16 protein-coding genes are annotated in these 18,294 nt (G+C 73.8%); 10 read left to right on the forward strand and 6 right to left on the reverse strand.

Annotation, left to right across the window (positions count from 1 at the left end):
- Window positions 1–241 precede the first annotated feature (241 nt).
- The gene (locus ACZ4VL_RS27685) at window positions 242–922 is read left to right on the forward strand and encodes a DUF5995 family protein (protein WP_468205009.1); all 681 of its coding nucleotides are present in this window, start codon (window positions 242–244) and stop codon (window positions 920–922) included.
- 179 nt (window positions 923–1,101) lie between these two features.
- Window positions 1,102–1,740: a hypothetical protein gene (locus ACZ4VL_RS27690; protein ID WP_468205011.1), complete on the forward strand. Its 639-nt coding sequence runs from the start codon at window positions 1,102–1,104 to the stop codon at window positions 1,738–1,740.
- A gap of 61 nt (window positions 1,741–1,801) precedes the next feature.
- On the opposite strand, the gene ACZ4VL_RS27695 is transcribed toward ACZ4VL_RS27690, so the two are convergent.
- Complete coding sequence (locus ACZ4VL_RS27695) at window positions 1,802–3,499, reverse strand: flavin monoamine oxidase family protein (RefSeq protein ID WP_361091332.1); 1,698 nt, start codon at window positions 3,497–3,499, stop codon at window positions 1,802–1,804.
- A gap of 57 nt (window positions 3,500–3,556) precedes the next feature.
- On the reverse strand, window positions 3,557–4,357 hold the full coding sequence (locus tag ACZ4VL_RS27700) for a carbon-nitrogen hydrolase family protein (RefSeq protein ID WP_385805262.1): 801 nt from the start codon (window positions 4,355–4,357) through the stop codon (window positions 3,557–3,559).
- Window positions 4,358–4,774: 417 nt separating this feature from the next.
- Here ACZ4VL_RS27700 and ACZ4VL_RS27705 point away from each other — a divergent pair, with 417 nt between their 5' ends.
- Together ACZ4VL_RS27705 and ACZ4VL_RS27710 are read left to right on the forward strand one after the other, a co-directional pair.
- On the forward strand, window positions 4,775–5,497 hold the full coding sequence (locus ACZ4VL_RS27705) for a GNAT family N-acetyltransferase (RefSeq protein ID WP_468205013.1): 723 nt from the start codon (window positions 4,775–4,777) through the stop codon (window positions 5,495–5,497).
- A 139-nt stretch (window positions 5,498–5,636) separates the two neighbouring features.
- Window positions 5,637–5,969, forward strand: a complete 333-nt coding sequence (locus ACZ4VL_RS27710; RefSeq protein ID WP_468205015.1) for a WhiB family transcriptional regulator — start codon at window positions 5,637–5,639, stop codon at window positions 5,967–5,969.
- 129 nt (window positions 5,970–6,098) lie between these two features.
- On the opposite strand, the gene ACZ4VL_RS27715 is transcribed toward ACZ4VL_RS27710, so the two are convergent.
- Window positions 6,099–6,554, reverse strand: a complete 456-nt coding sequence (locus tag ACZ4VL_RS27715; RefSeq protein ID WP_007262967.1) for an Lrp/AsnC family transcriptional regulator — start codon at window positions 6,552–6,554, stop codon at window positions 6,099–6,101.
- Between the two features lie 10 nt (window positions 6,555–6,564).
- Entirely contained in the window at window positions 6,565–8,034 is a 1,470-nt protein-coding gene (locus ACZ4VL_RS27720; protein ID WP_468205017.1) for an amino acid permease, read from the reverse strand.
- 308 nt (window positions 8,035–8,342) lie between these two features.
- Here ACZ4VL_RS27720 and ACZ4VL_RS27725 point away from each other — a divergent pair, with 308 nt between their 5' ends.
- The 6 genes from ACZ4VL_RS27725 (at window position 8,343) to ACZ4VL_RS27750 (ending at window position 15,106) form a co-directional block, all read left to right on the forward strand.
- Complete coding sequence (locus tag ACZ4VL_RS27725; protein WP_468205019.1) at window positions 8,343–9,359, forward strand: GDSL-type esterase/lipase family protein; 1,017 nt, start codon at window positions 8,343–8,345, stop codon at window positions 9,357–9,359.
- Between the two features lie 125 nt (window positions 9,360–9,484).
- On the forward strand, window positions 9,485–10,501 hold the full coding sequence (locus ACZ4VL_RS27730) for an SCO0930 family lipoprotein (protein WP_468205091.1): 1,017 nt from the start codon (window positions 9,485–9,487) through the stop codon (window positions 10,499–10,501).
- Between the two features lie 120 nt (window positions 10,502–10,621).
- Window positions 10,622–11,503: a LytR/AlgR family response regulator transcription factor gene (locus ACZ4VL_RS27735; protein ID WP_468205021.1), complete on the forward strand. Its 882-nt coding sequence runs from the start codon at window positions 10,622–10,624 to the stop codon at window positions 11,501–11,503.
- Between the two features lie 163 nt (window positions 11,504–11,666).
- Window positions 11,667–11,942: a hypothetical protein gene (locus tag ACZ4VL_RS27740; protein WP_468205023.1), complete on the forward strand. Its 276-nt coding sequence runs from the start codon at window positions 11,667–11,669 to the stop codon at window positions 11,940–11,942.
- 156 nt (window positions 11,943–12,098) lie between these two features.
- Window positions 12,099–13,877 carry a sodium/solute symporter gene (locus ACZ4VL_RS27745; RefSeq protein ID WP_468205025.1) on the forward strand — a complete coding sequence of 593 codons (1,779 nt, stop codon included), beginning with the start codon at window positions 12,099–12,101 and terminating at the stop codon, window positions 13,875–13,877.
- Entirely contained in the window at window positions 13,874–15,106 is a 1,233-nt protein-coding gene (locus tag ACZ4VL_RS27750) for a sensor histidine kinase (RefSeq protein WP_468205027.1), read from the forward strand. Before ACZ4VL_RS27745 ends, ACZ4VL_RS27750 begins: the two co-directional genes overlap by 4 nt.
- A 140-nt stretch (window positions 15,107–15,246) precedes the next feature.
- Here ACZ4VL_RS27750 and ACZ4VL_RS27755 read toward each other — a convergent pair whose 3' ends face one another.
- Window positions 15,247–16,695 (reverse strand): GuaB1 family IMP dehydrogenase-related protein, encoded by a 1,449-nt coding sequence (locus ACZ4VL_RS27755; protein ID WP_468205093.1) that lies wholly within the window; start codon window positions 16,693–16,695, stop codon window positions 15,247–15,249.
- A gap of 223 nt (window positions 16,696–16,918) precedes the next feature.
- Window positions 16,919–18,292 (reverse strand): IS701 family transposase, encoded by a 1,374-nt coding sequence (locus ACZ4VL_RS27760; protein ID WP_468205029.1) that lies wholly within the window; start codon window positions 18,290–18,292, stop codon window positions 16,919–16,921.
- Window positions 18,293–18,294 lie beyond the last annotated feature (2 nt).

An 18,294-nucleotide genomic window follows, 5' to 3' on the forward strand; every position in this document is an offset into this window, starting at 1 on the left:
CCCCCCCCCCCCCCCCCCCCCCCCCCCCCCCCCCCCCCCCCCCCCCCCCCCCCCCCCCCCCCCCCCCCCCCCCCCCCCCCCCCCCCCCCCACGGCTCCTCCCCCGGGCCGCGCCGCGCTCACGAGCGTCGGCACGAACCGGTACCGGGGACCACGCTCCAACGGGTCCGGTTTCGCCCGAACCGGCGAAACGTGGCCGTGTGCCCTCCCGTTGGCGGGCGCGCCCTGGGACCCTCGGGCCCATGGCGCAGATGACGGTCGAGGTGTCGCTGGACCCGGTGCTCGCGCGGATGCGCCGGCTGGACGACCTGCTGCACCCACGCGACGGGGTCGCCGTCTTCAACCGGATCTACCTGACGGTCACGCGGGAGCTGCGGGAGCGCATCGCCCGTGGGGGGTTCCCCGAGGTGCGCACCGCCACGACCCTGACCGTGCTGTTCGCGGAGCGGTACCTCGCGGCAGTGGAGACCGCCTCCGACGGGCGCCGGGTACCGGCCTGCTGGCGGCCCCTGTTCCAGTACCGGCGCCACCCCGGGGTGCGCCCGCTCCAGCACGCCCTCGCCGGGATCAACGCGCACATCGGCTACGACCTCCCCGTGGCGGTGGTGGCCTCCTGTCGCGCCCTGGACTGCGCGCCCGCCGCCCTGGAGGCCGACTTCGACCGGGTCGGGGACACCCTGGTGACACTGGAGGAGCACATCCGCGAGGACCTGATGCCTGGCCCCGACCTGCTGGAGGTCGCCGACCCGCTGACGCATCTGCTCGGCTCCTGGAGCCTGGAACGGGCCCGCGACGCGGCCTGGTCGGCAGCCCGCCTGCTGTGGGCCCTGCGCGACAGTCCCGATCTGGCGGGGGAGTTCACGCAGTCCCTGGACGCAGGCGTCGGCCTGGTCGGACGCTGCCTGCTCACCCCGACCGCCTGAGGTTCCCGCCGGGCCGCCGCCCCGGCCTCCCCTCGCGCCGCCACTTCGCAGCCGGGACCGCGCCACCCCGACCCCGCCGGCGTTCGAGACGCGTGGCTGGGGCAGCACCCTGGGAACCCGGCCGCGCTGGGCACCGGGCCGCGCCGGCGGGGGCGGACCTGCTCGCCTACAGTCGGGCGGTGACCAGCTTCGCCACGCACCGCCGCCGCGTCCACGACGTCTCCCGCCCGCCCCACCGGCGGCTGTCGGCCCTGCGGACCTGCCTGACGGAGTTCGCCCCGTACGGTTTCCGCGCGACCTACCACCACCTGACGGTGAGCGCCGGGGTCCCGGCCCGGCTGGAGGACGATCCGGGCGCGCTCGTGTGGGCGGTGGAGGAACTGCACGCCGCGCGGGAGCTGTGGCGGGCCGGGTACGCCGCCTGGCAGGTCCGGCGGACCGCCCAGAAGGCCGCGGGCGTACGCGCGGCGAACCCGCCGGAGCCGACACGCCGCCTGTGGTGTCCCGATCCCGAGTTCCACCCGGACGAGCCCCTGCATGCCGTCATGCCGCGGATCCTGCGCACCGCGGCCGGGGCCCCGGAGGGTTGCCCGGTCTGCGGGGCGGACCGTGGCACCCGGGTCCTGCGCGACGGCCACCACCGCCACCGGCTCTGCGCGGGCTGCGGGGTGAGCCTCGGCACCACCCCGACGACGCGGGACGAGGCGGTGCTGGCCGCGCGGGCGGAGCGCTGGCGGCTGGTGTGGCGCCGGTCGGCGCCGCCACGGGATCCCGCGGAGGGGGCTGCGCCGAACGCAGCGGCCGCCCCCGGGCATTGAGAACGGGCCGCCGCCGCGCTGTGTACGCGGGGGCGGCCCGTGGTCGCGGGGGCTGCGGAGGTCAGTCCTCCGGCAGCTCGACCGGGGCGATCTCGTCGTAGACGTCGCCCGGGCCCGGGTTGGTGGAGTCCGTGGCACCGCCGAGGTGGTGCATGACGCCCCAGACCGCGTTCAGCGCCGTCTGCACGGCGCCCTCGGCCCAGCCGGCCGTCCAGGAGATGTCGTCGCCGGCGAGGAAGATGCCGCGCTTGTCCTCCGGGAGGCGGTCCTGCATGAAGTGGGTGAACAGGCGCCGCTGGTAGCGGTAGTGACCCGGCAGGTTGGCCTTGAACGCGCCCATGAAGTAGGGCTCGTTCTCCCAGGAGACGGTCACCGGGTTGCCGATGATGTGGCGGCGGATGTCGACCTTGGGGTAGATCTCGCCGAGGGACTTCAGCATGACCTCCATCCGCTCGTTCGCGGACAGCGGGAGCCACTTCAGGCTGTCGTCGCACCAGGTGTACGACAGGCAGATCACGGCCGGCTGGTCCGGGCCGTTGTCGAGGAGGTAGGTGCCGCGGGTCATGCGGTCCGTGAGCGTCATCGACATGACGTCGCGGCCGGTCTCCTCGTCCTTGTCCAGCCAGAACGGCCGGTCGACCGGGACGAACAGCTTGGAGGACTCCATGTAGTGGGTGCGCTCCATCGCCGTCCAGTGGTCGATGGGGAAGAGCGAGTCGTCGCACTCGATCTTGGACAGCAGCATCCAGGACTGGGCCGTGAAGATCGCGGCACGGTAGGTGCGGATGTCGCCGGAGGCGTCGGTGACCGTGATGCGGTTGCCGGCCGTGCGGTGCAGGCGGGTCACTGCGGGGCGCGGGGTGCCGTCGTGCAGGGAGGACAGCGAGGTGCCCTGGGCCCAGTGGATGATCTTCTCGGGCTCGCGCTCCCACAGGCGCAGCGGCAGCTGCTGGGAGCCGCCGACGATGCCGCGGTGGTGGTCGTCGGCCTCGGTGTAGACGACGCGGAGGATCTCCAGGATGGAGTTCGGGAAGTCGGTGTCCCAGCCGCCGGTGCCGAAGCCGACCTGGCCGAAGATCTCGCGCTTGCGGAAGGACTGGAAGGCCTCCGACTCGCACAGGTAGCCGTAGAAGGTCTGGTTGTCGAGCTTCTCGACGAGCTTGGCCCAGATCTCGCGGATGCGCGGGACGTCGCGCTCGCGCATCGCGGTGTTCATGTCGGAGAAGTCGGCGCCCTCTTCCAGGCAGGCGTTCCATGCTTCGGCGACGTCGCGGTAGATCTGCGGGAGGTCGGCGATCGTCTCGGCGTAGTGGCTCTCGCCCTTGAGGTCCACGACCGTCGAGGGGGTGGCCTCGGCCAGCGGGTTCGGGAACGGCTCGGTCTTCAGGCCGACGAGGTCGATGTAGTGCTGCAGGGCGGTGGAGGAGGGCGGGAAGCGCATGGCGCCCATCTCCGCGGTGAGCCCCTCGGTGCCGGTGCCCTCGAAGCCGACGGTGCGCAGGCGGCCGCCGATCTGGTCCGCCTCGTAGACGACGGGCTTGAGGCCCATCTTCATGAGCTCGTAGGCGGAGATGATGCCGGACAGGCCGCCGCCGATGACCGCGACCTCGGTGCCGTGCTCGGTCGCCGGTATCTGGCCCAGGCCCGCCGGGTGGGCGAGGAAGTCGTCGTACGCGTACGGGAAGTCCGGGCCGAACATGGTGATCGGCGGCTGTCCGTCGCTGTGCGGGACGGCGGTGGTGGGCACCGTGGACGTCATGGGGTACGACTCCTTGCAGGGTGGGGCAGAGGGGGAGGACGGAGCGGGCCGGGGGGCTCAGACGAGGGAGGAGTAGAGCCCGGGGCGGCGGTCGCGGAGGTAGGGGTTGTTCTCGCGCGAGTTCCGCAGCAGTTCGGGATCGGCCTCGCCGATCACCATCTCCTCGCCGCGGCCGGCCCGGGTCCGGGTGACCCCGTCCGGAGAGGCGAGGCAGCTGAGTCCGACGAACTCGAACTCGCCTTCCGGGCCGGTGCGGTTGACGTACGCGATGTACATCTGGCTCTCGAAGGCCCGTACGGGGACGAGCTGTTCGGCGACGAACTGGAACGGGTGCATCTGCGCGGTGGGCACGAGGAGGAGGTCGGTGCCGGCCAGCGCGTGCGCCCGGACGTTCTCCGGGAACTCCACGTCGTAGCAGATCATGATGCCGATGCGGAGGCCGTTCAGCTCGGCCTGGACGACCTGGACGTCGCCGGGGGTGAAGGCCTCCTGCTCGAAGCAGCCGAACAGGTGCGTCTTGCGGTAGTTCGCGAGGCGGGCCCCGTCCGGGCCGATGAGCTGCGCCGAGTTGTAGACGGTCTCGCCGTCCCGCTCCGGGTAGCCGTACAGGACGGCGAGCCCGTGGCGGCGGGCGATCTCGCCGATGGCGCGGGCCGACATGCCGTCGGCGGCCTCGGCGAGGGAGGCGATGTCCTCGACCGGCAGTGCGTAGCCGGTCAGGAACATCTCCGAGGTCACGAGGAGCCCGGAGCCGGCCTCGGCGGCGCGGGCCGCGGCCTCGTCGAGCGCCTTCAGGTTCACGGCGGTGTCACCGAGAACTCCGGAGCTCTGGAGGAGGGCGGTGCGCAGCGGGGGCATGGGCGTACCTCTGTGGCAGATGGGGCGTGGTGTCCTATGAAGGTACGGTTACGCGTTCGACCCCGACAAGCCGTGACCGTTGCGCTGCGCGCATCGATTCGTTGCGCGTTTGGCCCGTGGGGCGGCGATTCGTTGCGCGGGGTTGCGGGGTTACCGTCACGACAGGGCGGAACGGGCCTCGGGGCGCCACCGCGGGCGGCCGGCCGGAAGCCGGGTCGCCGCAGGTCGTCCAGCATATCGGCCGTCGTCGGCGCGGGCGGGGGGTCCGTCCGGCGCTCCACGGGGCATAAAGCCGCCCGCGACCGTTGCTGACCATGGTGACCGTCGTACCGAGCAGTCTGTCGGCGGTGCGCGGGGCCGTCGACACGCTGTGCGGGGCCCGGGCGCGCCGTCCGGTGGAGAGGAGCGCCCCGCACCATGTCGCCCGAAACCGAGACCGCAGCGCCCGTGCACGTCCTGGACAACCCCGTCTGGGCCGCGCTGAACGGCCCCAGCGGCGGCGCCTTCGCCGAGACCGCGCCCGGCGGGCTCGCCGCCCGCTACACCGCCGACACCTCCCCGTTCGCGGCGCTCGCGGACCCGGGGGACCCGCGCGCCTGGGCCGACCTGGCGGAGCTGGTGGGGCCGGACGCGCCGGTGTGGGTCACCGGGCTGCTGGCCCCGCCGGACGGGTGGACGACGGTGCTCTCGATCGGCGGTGTCCAGCTGGACGGTTCGGCTGTCCGGGCCGAGTCCGCGCCGGAGGCGGTGCGGCTGGGCCCGGCGGACGTGCCGGAGATGCTGGAGCTGGTGGAGCTGACGAAGCCGGGGCCGTTCCTGGACCGGACCGTCGAGCTGGGCACCTACCTGGGGATACGGGACGAGGGACGGCTCGTCGCGATGGCGGGCGAGCGGATGCGGCCGCCGGGCTGGTCGGAGATCAGCGCGGTGTGCACGCACCCCGACCACCGGGGCCGGGGGCTCGCCGCGCGGCTGATCCGGGCGGTGGCGGCGGAGGTCGTGGCCCGCGGCGAGCGACCGTTCCTGCACGCCGCGGCGGACAACACGGGGGCGATCGCCCTGTACGAGTCGATGGGCTTCACCCTGCGCCGCCGCCCGTCCTTCATCGGCCTGCGCACCCCGGCGGCCCCGCAGACATGACCAGGCCCCGCCCTCAGCCCCGTCCTCGGCCCTCCGGGGGCGGAATCGCGCCATCCGGTGCGGGGTGGGGCGGCCGACAGGTTTGGCGGGGCGTCGAGCGGTCACACGCGGACTCATCGACGACAGGAGGTACACCGCCATGAACGACGTCTCACGGCTGCCGGGGGCCGCGTACCACCACTGGCAGTGGCAGCTGCGGGCGGCCTGCCGGAACCTGGGCCCCGGCCGCTTCTACCACCCGGCGGGCGAGCGGGGTCCGGAGCGGGAGGAGCGCGACGGGGCGGCGAAGCGGGTGTGCGCGGTCTGCCCGGTGCGGGCCGCGTGCCTGGAGCACGCCCTGCGGACGCGCGAGCCCTTCGGGGTGTGGGGCGGACTGACGGAGGAGGAGCGGCGGATGCTGCTGGCCCGCCGCCAGGCCGTCGTGGCCGACCTGGCGCCCGCGGCCGCGGCCGCGGCCCGCGGCGGCCGGTGAACGCCGTCCCCGCCCCCGCGGGGCTCGCGGTGCGGGTACGCGGAAGGCCCCCGGCACGATGTGCCGGGGGCCTTCCGTCGTACGTCCGCTGCCGCCGCGGGCCGCAGGGACCCGTCCCCTGCGGGGCCCCTACGCGGGGGCGCCGGAGGTGAAGCGGCGCAGGAGCGGGGAGAGGACGAGCACGGACTTGGTGCGCTCCACGAAGGGCTCGCCCGCGATGCGTTCCAGGACCCGCTCGAAGTGCCGCATGTCGGAGGCGAAGACCTGGACGAGGGCGTCCGCGTCGCCGGTCACGGTCGACGCGGACACCACCTCGGGGTACCGCTCCAGTCCTCGCCGGATGTCGTCCGGGGAGGTGTTGTGGCGGCAGTAGATCTCGATGAAACCCTCGGTCTCCCAGCCCATGGCGGCGGGGTCGACGCGGACGGTGAAGCCGGTGATGGCCCCTTCGGCGCGCAGCCGGTCCACGCGCCGCTTCACGGCGGGGGCGGAGAGTCCGACCTCGGAGCCGATGTCCGCGTAGGAGCGGCGGGCGTCCTCGGCGAGGGCGTGCACGATGCGTTCGTCGAGATCGTTCAGTCGCACTGCGGGTGGATCACATTTCTGCTGTGGCCACTTCTTCCGTGGCCAGGCGGGAACGGCGGATGCCGTAGCAGAAGTACACCACGAGGCCGACCGCCATCCAGCCACCGAAGACCATCCACGTGGCCATATCGAGGCTGAACATCATGTAGCCGCAGGCGAGGAAGCCCAGGATCGGGGTGACCGGGAAGAGCGCCACCTTGAAGGTGCGCGGCATGTCGGGCTTGGTGCGGCGCAGGACGATCACGGCGACGTTGACCAGGCCGAAGGCGAAGAGGGTGCCGATGCTGGTGGCGTCGGCGAGCTTGCCCAGCGGGATGAAGGCCGCGAGGACGCCGCAGAAGACGGAGACGAGGACGACGTTGGCGCGGGGGGCGCCGGTCTTCTCGTCGACCTTGGCGAAGACCTTGGGGACGAGGCCGTCGCGGGACATCGCGAAGAGGATGCGGGTCTGGCCGTAGAGGACGGCGAAGACGACGGAGAAGATCGCGATCACGGCGCCGGCGGCGAGGACGACGCCCCAGACGCTGGTGCCGGTGACGTCGGTCATGATCTGGGCGAGCGCGGCCTCGGTGCCCTCGAAGTCCTGCCACGGCATGGCGCCGACGGCGACGAAGGCGACGAGGACGTAGAGGACGGTGACGATGCCCAGCGACAGCATGATCGCGCGCGGCAGGTCCTTCTTCGGGTTCTTGGCTTCCTCACCGGCGGTGGAGGCGGCGTCGAAGCCGATGTACGAGAAGAACAGGGTGGAGGCGGCGGCGCTGATGCCGGTGACGCCGAGCGGGGCGAGCGGCGTGTAGTTGCCGGACTTGATGCCCATGACGCCGATGCCGATGAAGAGCAGCAGGGTGACGATCTTCACCGCGACCATGATCGAGTTGACCGTGGCGCTCTCCTTGGCGCCGCGCATCAGGAAGACCATCGAGAGCAGGACGACGACCAGCGCCGGCAGGTTGATGAACCCGCCCTCGCCCAGCGGTGCGGAGACCGACTCGGGGATGGTGACGCCGATGGTCCCGTCGAGGAGCTCGTTGAGGTACTGGCCCCAGCCGACGGCCACGGCCGCGACGGAGACGGCGTACTCCAGGACCAGGCACCAGCCGCAGATCCAGGCTATGAACTCACCCATGGTGGCGTACGCGTACGAGTACGAGGAGCCCGAGACCGGAACGGAGCCGGCCAGCTCGGCGTAGGAGAGGGCCGAGAAGAGCGCGGTCAGGCCCGCGATGATGAAGGAGATCGTCACGGCGGGGCCGGCCTTGGGGGCGGCGGTGCCGAGGACGACGAAGATGCCGGTGCCCAGGGTGGCACCGATGCTGATCATGGTCAGCTGCCACATGGTGAGCGAGCGGCGCAGCGTGCCGCCCTCACCCTGGCCACCCTCGGCGACGAGCTGCTCCACGGGCTTGCGGCGGAGCAGCGGGTTCACAGGCCCTCGCGACTCCTTCGGGAGCGGCGGCGCCTGGTCGTGATCGAGCACGAGGGGACTCCTTTGACACTGCGGATGAGGGTTGAGGCATCGGCCGCAGCGATCCGGAGCAGGACGCAGACAGGTGTCTGGGCATGGGCGGACCGCCGAGCAGGCGGACCGCGCCACTCCACGTACAGCGAGTGAGCCTACGAGCTGAGTGATACCGCCCGTAATGCACCATCCTTGCACATTGGCGCACGATCATTGCACGGATCCGTTCTGAGTAGCCCTTTGTTGCACGCTGATGATCGATCAGTGCGTGAATCACCCAAACCGCCCTTCTTGACAGTCCGTCAGAATTGCCGGAGCGTGCGGCCATGGATGCCGACACCACGGCCGCGGCCTGGCTCGATCCGCAGCCCTTCCTGCGCGGGGTCGCCTGGCTCGACCGGGGCCGCCCGGTCCGCGCCGATCCGGACGACACCCTGCGGCTGCCCTGGGACACCGGCGAGCGGGCCACGCTGCCGATCGGGGTGCGGCTGGAGTTCACCGCGGACGACGCGGCGCGCGCCCTGGAGATCCACTACCGGGCCACCGTCCCCGGCCCCACCGACGCGCTGCGTGACCTTTCGCACGGCTTCGCCCTGTGGGACCGCCACGGCGTGGTCCGCGAGGTGTGGACCGACCCGGCCCCCGAGGCCGTCGTCCGGATCGGCCTGCCCGGCGGGCCCGGCCCCTTCACCGTCCACCCGCCCGAGGCGCAGTCCCCGCTGATCCTGGGCCTGCGCGGGATCGGCGGCCCCGTCGCCCCGGCGCCGGCCGCGCCGCGCTGGGTGGTGCACGGCGACTCGATCACCGAGGGCTGGTGGTCGACCCGCCCCGCCCACGGTTGGCCGGCCGTCGCCGGGCGGGCGCTCGGCTGGGACACCGTCAACCTCGGGTACGCGGGCGCCGCGCGCGGCGAGCTCGCCACCGCCGAGCAGCTCGCCGCCCTCCCCGCCGACGTCCTCACCCTCGCCTTCGGCACCAACTGCTGGTCCCGCGTGCCGCATTCGGCGCCCCTGTTGTACGAGACCACCCGCGCCTTCCTCGACCTGGTCCGCCAGGGGCACCCCCGCACCCCGCTGCTGCTGGTCTCCCCGGTGCTGCGGCCTGACGCCGAGCGCACCCCGAACCGGCTGGGCGCCACCCTGGGCGCGCTGCGCGACGCGATGGAGCGGGCCGCCCGGGACCGGGTCGCCGCCGGGGACGACCGGCTGGCCCTGCTGCCCGGCCGGGACCTGCTCGGACCCGAGCACCTGGAGGACGGGCTGCACCCCAATGACGCCGGACACCGGGTGATGGGCCTTGCTGTGGTCACGGCTCTGCGGCGGGCCGGGTTCGACGGCGGCTGAGTGAAACACCCCACACCGCCCGCCGTGAACAGATCGGGCTCCCCACCCCGTGTCCTGAGCACAGTTGCCGACGCACCGCACATCGGGGCGCCGGACACGGGAACACCGACGTGGGAGAGATCGAGATGGGCATCAAGCGCGGAACCACCCTGGCCACCGTGGCGGTCTTCGTCGCACTGACCGCCACGGCCTGCGGCCAGGGCGAGACCAAGGCCGGCGCGGTCAAGCCGGCGGGGGCCGCCGCGCAGGCGGGTTCGGAGTACGGCTCGGACTACGGCTCGGGCGGCGACGCGGGTGCCGGCGCGAACCCGGGCACCAAGGCCGCCGGGCAGCTGGCGATCGCGCAGACCGAGCAGCTCGGGCAGGTCCTCACCGACAGCGCCGGCTTCACCCTCTACCGCTTCGACAAGGACACCCCCAAGCCGCCGAAGTCCAACTGCGACGGCGACTGCGCCAAGGCCTGGCCCGCGGTCGCGGCCGGCGACGTCACCGCCGCCTCGGGCATGGACGCGTCCGTGCTCGGCGAGGTCGCCCGCAGCGACGGCAGCAAGCAGCTGACGGTGGGCGGCTGGCCGGTGTACCGCTACGCCAAGGACACCAAGGCCGGCGAGCAGAACGGCCAGGGCGTCGGCGGCACCTGGTTCGCGCTCGCCCCCGACGGCAAGAAGGCCGCGAAGGGGGCCGCCGGCTCCGGTGAGGGCTCCGGCTCGGGCTCCGGCTCCGGCTCCGGCTCGGGCTCCGGTGAGGGCTCCGGGTCGGGCTCCGGCGGCGCCGCCCCGGCCCAGGGGTCCCTGTCCGTGGCCAAGGACCCCAAGCTCGGCGACCACATCGTCGACGGCAACGGCATGACGGTCTACCGCTTCAAGAAGGACACCGCCTGGCCGATGGCCTCCAACTGCACCGGCGACTGCGTGGCCAAGTGGCCGATCGTACCCCCGGTGGACAAGGCCAACGCCAAGGGCATCATCGAGAAGGGCTTCTCGGTCCTCGACCGCCCCGACGGCAAGAAGCAGCAGAGCGTCGACTGCTGGCCCATCTACACCTTCACCGGCGACAAGAAGCCCGGTGACATCAACGGCCAGGGCGTCGGCGGCACCTGGTACGCCGTCTCCCCCGACGGCAAGCTGATCACCACCTCCTGACCCCTTCCCCTCACCTCCCCCCCCACCCTGCGAGCCGCGCGGCCCCCCGCCTCCCCCTCCCCCGGCGGGCGGGCCGCGCACCGTTCCGCCACGGCGCGCCGCTCCCTACACTCTCGTCGCATGCTGCGCGTACTGGCCGTCGACGACGAGAAGCCGCTCCTCGAGGAACTCCTGTACCTGCTGCGGTCCGACGACCGCGTCCTGAGCGCCGAAGGCGCCTGCGACGCGACCGGGGCCCTGCGCCGGATCACCCGCGCGCTGGAGAGCGGGCCCGACGGGGCCGACGCCATCGACGTCGTCTTCCTCGACATCCACATGGCCGGGCTCACCGGCCTCGACATCGCCCGCCTGCTGGCCGGGTTCGCGCATCCCCCGCTGGTCGTGTTCGTCACCGCCCACGAGGGCTTCGCCGTACAGGCCTTCGACCTCAAGGCCGTGGACTACGTCCTCAAGCCGGTCCGGCCGGAGCGGCTGGCCGAGGCCGTCCGGCGGGCCTGCGACCACCTCGGCCGCAGCGCCGCGCAGCAGCCGCCCGGCGCGGCCGGCCCGACCGGCCCGACCGGCCCGACCGCGGTGCCGCCGGCCGGCCCGGCGCGGCACCGCCCCGCCCCGGACACCGCCGCGGCCCCCACCCCGGGGAGCGCGGCCGGGGCCGCCGCCGACCGGGCCCAGGACCTGATCGCCGTCGAGCTCGGCGGGGTCACCCGGTTCGTCGCCATCGCCGACATCGCCTACGTGGAGGCCCAGGGCGACTACGCCCGGCTGCACACCGACGCCGGCAGCCACCTGGTCCGCATCCCGCTGTCCACCCTGGAGGAGCGCTGGGCGCCCCGCGGGTTCGTCCGCATCCACCGCCGCCACCTGGTGGCACTGCGCAGGATCGACGAGCTCCGGATCGACGCCGGCACCACCAGCGTCCGCATCGGCGCCGCCGAGCTCCAGGTCAGTCGCCGGCACGCGCGCCAGCTGCGGGACCTGCTGCTGCGCCAGGCGACCGGCTGATCCGCCGACCGTCCGGCGCGCGGGCGGGCCGTTCGTCGCGTCGCACGGGACGTACGGCGCCCCAGCCGTGCCGTCGGTCGCAGGGGCGGCGGCCGCATGCGCCCGGACCCCCGGCCGCCCCTATCGTGGGACCGCGGGTCGTCAGGGAGGGGGGTGGGTGCCGATGGCGGAGATCCAGGCACTGCTCGACGCGGTGGCCGGACTGCCCCGGACCCGGCCGGCCGGTCCCGCCGAGGCCGAGGTGCTGCTCGCCCGGCTGCGCAGCGCCGCCGCCCGCTGGGCCGACGTCCTGTACGCGGTGAACGAGGGGGCCCACCTCCAGCTCCCGCCCCGGGCGGAGGCCGCGCTGCGGCTGGCCTTCCGGCGCGCCGAGGACTCGTACGTGGAGCTGGAGATCGCTCTGCGGGACTGCACGGAGCACCGAGACCTCACGCCGTGAGGCCTCCGAGGCGCCTCCCGAGGTGCCTCCCTCCGCAGGTCCCGGATGGCCGACGGGAGGCCCCCGGAACACGCCGGATCCCGCCTGTTGCCGGCCGGTTGCGCTGCATAGAATCCGGTCACCCCGCCCTCCCCCTCCCCGGCCGAAGGACCCCCGGTGAACCAGACGTACGCGCTGACCGCGGTCACCGTCGTCGTCCTGGTGACGGTCCTGGTCGGCGCGCTGGGCCTGCGGATATCCCGGACCACCTCCGACTTCTACGTCGCCTCGCGCACCGTGGGCCCCCGCCTCAACGCAGCGGCCATCAGCGGGGAGTACCTCTCCGCGGCCTCCTTCCTGGGTGTGGCGGGGCTGGTGATGCTCCAAGGGCCCGACATGCTCTGGTACCCGCTGGGCTACACCGCCGGCTACCTGGTGCTGCTGGCCCTCGTGGCGGCCCCGCTGCGCCGCTCGGGCGCGTACACGCTGCCCGACTTCGCCGAGGCCCGCCTCCAGTCGCAGGCGGTGCGCCGGACCGCGGTGCTGTTCGTGGTCGGGGTGGGCTGGCTGTACCTGCTGCCGCAGTTGCAGGGCGCCGGGCTGACCCTGGAGATCCTCACCGGGGCCCCGCACTGGGTGGGCGGGGTCGTCGTCGCCTCCGTGGTGACCGCGACCGTGGCGGCCGGCGGCATGCGCAGCATCACCTTCGTGCAGGCCTTCCAGTACTGGCTCAAGCTCACCGCCCTGCTGGTCCCCGCCTTCTTCCTGCTGGCCGCGTGGGCCGGGGACGGCGCGCCCCGGGCCTCCTTCGACGCCCCGGCGGTCTTCCGCGAGCACACCGCGGTCACCCTCGCCGAGGACGTCCGCCTCACCCTGGACGCACCGCTGACGGTGACCGTCACCGGACGGCTGGACGGCCGGACGCACACGGCCGCCCCGCTGACCCTCCCGGCCGGGGAACACCTCGTACGGGCCCCCGCGCGGCTGGAGTTCACGCCCGGCACCCCCGTCCCGCAGTCCCGGCCGGCCGCCGGGGCCGGAGCCTCCCGCTGGTCGGAGCCGCTGGGCGGGGACCGACAGGCGTTCGGCCTGTACGCCACCTACGGGCTGATCCTGGCGACCTTCCTGGGCACGATGGGACTACCGCACGTCGCGGTGCGGTTCTACACGAGCCCCAACGGCCCGGCCGCGCGCCGCACCACCCTGGCGGTGCTCGCCCTGCTCGGCTTCTTCTACCTGCTGCCGCCGTTGTACGGGGCCCTCGGCCGGACCTACGTGCCCGAGCTGGCGCTGACCGGCGACGCCGACGCGGTGGTGCTGGTGCTGCCGGAGCGGATGCTGGGCGGGCTGCTCGGGGAGCTGCTGGGGGCACTGCTGGCCGGGGGCGCGTTCGCGGCGTTCCTTTCGACGGCCTCGGGGCTGACCATGGCGGTGGCCGGGGTGCTGCACCAGGACGTGCTGGCCCGGCGGGGGGTGCGGACCTTCCGCATCGCGGTGCTGGTGGCGATGCTGGTCCCGCTGGCCGGGAGCGTGGCCCTGGCGGACGTACCGGTGGCGGACGCGGTGGGGCTGGCGTTCGCGGTGTCGGCCTCGTCGTTCTGTCCGCTGCTGGTGCTGGGGATCTGGTGGCGCGGCCTGACCCCGCCCGGGGCGGTCGCCGGCATGGTCACGGGCGGCGGGGCGGCGCTGGGCGCGGTGCTGGCGACCCGCGCGGGGCTGGCCCGGGAGGGCTGGGCGCACGCGCTGCTGGCCTGGCCGGCGGCCTGGTCGGTGCCGCTGGGCTTCATGACGATGGTGTTGGTGTCGGTGGCGACCCGGTCGCGGGTCCCTGCGGGGACGGCTGCGACCCTGGCCCGGCTGCACCTGCCGGAGTCCGTGGCCGGGACCCTGCCGGGCGGCGGCCGCCCGGGCCACGGGCGTACGGGCGCCGCCCGGGCCACGGGGGGTACGGCGTGACCACGGCGCTGCTGGCCGCCTCGGCGGTGTCGGGGGCGGTGCTGCTGGGCCTGGGCTGGGCGGGCGGGCGGTGGCACGCCCGGCGCGCCGAGCGCGCAGCGGGCCCGGACCTGGGCACTCCGGTGGAGCGGGCCACGTTCCACACCCTGTACACCGCGGCGCTGGCCGCTCCCCCGCTGCGCGCCGGGCTGACCGAGGACGCCGCCCGCAAGGCCGCCCGCCGGCTGCGCTCCCTGCTGGGGACGGAGGCGCTGTGCCTGACGGACCGGGACGCGGTGCTGGCCTGGGACGGGCCGGGCGCCGACCACCACCAGCGGCGGGCGATGGCACGGGTCACGGTCATGCTGGACTCGGGGCGCAGCCAGAGCGTGCGGACCGAGTGCCAGCGTCCCGACTGCCCGCTGAAGTGGGCGGTGGTCGCCCCGCTCACCGGCGAGGACGGGGTGCTGGGGGCGCTGGTGGCGTACGGCTCGCGGGAGTCGGCGGTGCTGGTGCGGGCGGCGACCGAGGTGGCGCGGTGGGTGTCGGTGCAGCTGGAGCTGGCCGAGCTGGACCGGTCGCGGACCCGGCTGATGGAGGCGGAGATCAAGGCGCTCCGGGCGCAGATCTCCCCGCACTTCATCTTCAACTCCCTGGCCGCGATCGCCTCGTTCGTCCGGACCGATCCGGAGCGGGCCCGTGACCTGCTGCTGGAGTTCGCCGACTTCACCCGCTACTCCTTCCGGCGGCACGGGGAGTTCACCACGCTGGCCGAGGAGCTGCGGTCCATCGAGCAGTACCTGGCCCTGGCGGGGGCCCGGTTCGGGGACCGGCTGAAGGTGACCCTGCAGGTGGCTCCCGAGGTGCTGCCGGTGGCGCTGCCGTTCCTGTGCCTCCAGCCGCTGGTGGAGAACGCGGTCAAGCACGGGCTGGAGAACTCCGCCGGGGAGTGCCTGATCACGATCGCCGCCCGGGACGCGGGGGCGGAGGCGGTGATCAGCATCGAGGACAACGGGGTGGGGATGGACCCGGCCCTGCTGCGGCGGATCCTGGCCGGGGAGCAGGCCGGCTCCTCGTCCGGGATCGGGCTGACGAACGTGGACGAGCGGATCCGGCAGGTGTACGGGGACGCGTACGGGCCGGTGATCGAGACGGGCATCGGGGCCGGCATGAAGGTCACCCTGCGGATCCCGAAGTACCGGGCGGGCGTGCACAGCTCCGCCCCGGGGGAGCAGCGCCCCCGCCCCTGACCGGGCCGGGCCTTCCCCTGACCGGGCCGGGCGTCCCACGGGCCGGCCGGGCCGGCCCCGGAACGCCGGTGGCCCCGGGCCCGTCCGCGAGGAACAGGCCCGGGGCCACCGGGACGACCCGGGTGGGCCTCAGGGACGGGTCAGCTCCAGCTGGCGTGGAGCGGCTTGCCCTCGGCGTAGCCGGCCGCGGACTGGACGCCGACGACGGCCTTCTCCGCGAACTCGGCCAGGGAGCCCGCGCCCGCGTAGGTGCAGGAGGAGCGGACACCGGCGATGATCGAGTCGATCAGGTCCTCGACGCCCGGGCGCTGGGGGTCGAGGAACATGCGGGAGGTGGAGATGCCCTCCTCGAACAGCGCCTTGCGGGCACGGTCGTAGGCGGACTCCTCCGAGGTGCGGTTGCGGACGGCGCGGGCCGAGGCCATGCCGAAGGACTCCTTGTAGAGCCGGCCGTCGGCGGTCTGCTGGAGGTCGCCCGGGGACTCGTAGGTGCCCGCGAACCAGGAGCCGATCATCACGTTGGACGCGCCGGCCGCCAGGGCCATGGCCACGTCGCGCGGGTGGCGGACGCCGCCGTCGGCCCAGACGTGCTTGCCGTACTTCTCGGCCTCTGCGGCGCACTCCAGCACCGCGGAGAACTGCGGGCGGCCCACGCCGGTCATCATGCGGGTGGTGCACATGGCGCCGGGGCCCACGCCGACCTTGATGATGTCGGCGCCGGCGTCGACGAGGTCCTTGACGCCCTCGGCGGCGACGATGTTGCCCGCGACGATCGGGACCTGCGGGTCCAGCGCGCGCACGGCCTTGACCGCGTTGATCATCGACTCCTGGTGGCCGTGGGCCGTGTCGATGACGAGGGTGTCGACGCCCGCGTCGAGGAGCTGCTTGGCCTTGCCGACGTAGTCGCCGTTGATGCCGACGGCCGCGGCGATGCGCAGCTTGCCGGCGGCGTCGGTGGCCGGGGTGTACAGGGTCGCGCGGAGGGCGCCCTTGCGGGTCAGGATGCCGACGAGGCGGCCGTCCCCGTCGACGGCGGGCGCCAGCTTGCGGTGGCCGGCGTCGAGCTGGTTGAAGGCCTCGCGGGGGTCGATGTCGGCGTCGATGAGCAGGAGCTCCTTCGACATGACCTCGGAGAGCTGGGTGAAGCGGTCCACGCCGGTCAGGTCGTGGTCGGTGACCACGCCGATCGGGCGGTTGTCGGCGTCGACGACGACACCGGCGCCGTGGGCCCGCTTGGGCAGCAGCGACAGGGCGTCGGCGACGGTCTGGGTGGGCGCCAGCGTGATCGGGGTGTCGAGCACGTGGTGGCGGGTCTTGACCCAGGAGATGACGTCGGTGACGACCTCGATCGGGATGTCCTGCGGGATGACCACGAGGCCGCCGCGGCGGGCGACGGTCTCGGCCATCCGGCGGCCCGCGATGGCGGTCATGTTCGCCACGACGAGCGGGATGGTGGTGCCGGTGCCGTCGGGCGACGCGAGGTCGACGCCCTGTCGGGAGCCGACCGCGGAACGGCTCGGCACCATGAACACATCGTCGTACGTCAGGTCGTACGGCGGCTTCAGGTCATTGAGGAAACGCACGTGCAGAACATCCCAGTCAGTCGGAGGATCCCGTCATACCCGTGCGGGGCAGCCGGGAAAACGCACGTACTTCATTCTCCCATGGACCGGCACGAATGCCGCCCGGGCCGATCGTCCAGGACGGAGCGGACCCTCTCGTGGCTTCCTACGGGAGATGGCCCCCGAAAGGCCGCGAGAGGGGTCCGGGCCGCGGTGCGCCCCCGTCCGGGGCGGGGTTCCGGCGGACGGGTCAGCGGATGTACGCGCGCCGGGCGCTCTGGCCGGGGATGAACGGCCGGGGCGGCAGCACCGGCGCCGGGCCGGTTCGGGCGGCGCCGGCGGCGGGTGCCGTGGCGGTGGCGGCGGGCGCGGCGGCGGTGGGGCGGCCCGCCGGGGTGACGGCGGCGCGGGCGGGGCCGAGGGGGCCGCGGGCGGGGCCGGGGTATCCGGCGCCGGCGGACGTCCGGCCACGGGAGCCGAGCAGCATGGACGCGTGGGCGACGCTCGCGAGGGTGGCGTGGTGGTGCCAGCCGCGGAAGGAGCGGCCCTCGAAGTCACGGATGCCCACGGGTTCGCAGGTCTCGGCGAAGTCGAGGGACACCCGGTCGGTGAGTTTGGCCAGCAGGAAGAGCTGGGCCAGGGGCCGGTCGCCGATGTTGGTGATCCAGAACTCGGTGGGCAGCAGCGCCGCCTCCGTCCAGGCGCCCATGAGCAGCAGCGGGGTCGGCGGGAGCGGTACGGGACGGTCCTCGCCGGGAGCGGCGAGGATGGCGGCCGAGGTCAGCAGGGTCACCGCTCCCTCGGCGCGGCCGTGCCGGGTCCACTCGACGACGCGCCGCTGGGAGCGCAGGGAGTCGATGAGCTCGCGGGCGGGCGCCGTGTACGGGCCGGGCCGCTGGCGGCCGGCGCCGCCGAAGGAGACGGGCAGCGAGCCGTCGACCTTGAAGACGAACGGGATGTCCTGGAGGGTGAAGGACTCGACGCAGCTGGCGACGTCGCCGCCGGCGACCTCCATCACCACGGGCCGCCGCTGGAGCTGCCAGGTGGCGGCCATCCGCTGGACGGCGTGCACGGCGTCCTGGGCGGGGGTGAGCGAGCGCGCCGTGTCGGGGATCCCGGCCCGGCGGCGGCGCAGCAGTTCGCCGGTCCAGGGCGCGGGCAGGGTGAGGGTCCACTCGACGGGGAAGCTGGATTCACTGGAGGCGAGCCAGATCCCGCTGGCCTGCTGACAGTTGGCGGTGCGGCCGAGCTGGGGGACGAACTGCCGGCCGACGCCGACGGAGCGGTCGCCGGCCTTCTCGATGACCATGGGCCGGACGACCCAGGCGAGCGGGCGCTGGGCGGTGCGTTCGAGGTACTGGGCGAGCGAGCGCCGTACGGGGGTCCAGTCCCAGGGCGACTTGCTGATGAACTGCTGGAGGCTCTGCTCGACGGAACTCGCGCCCGTTCCGGCGATGTTGCGGATCGTTTTCTTCCCGCTGGTGCGGACGAGGCCGTTGAGATATACGCGGGCCCAGTTTCGCTGGTCCCGCCGGGGTAACGATTCGAAGAATAGCGAGATCAGGACGTCGATCAATTCGGAGATTTCCTTGGCGGATTCCTCCGGCAGCACTGTTCGAGCCATCT

This window comes from Streptomyces sp. NPDC029014 (assembly GCF_055564695.1).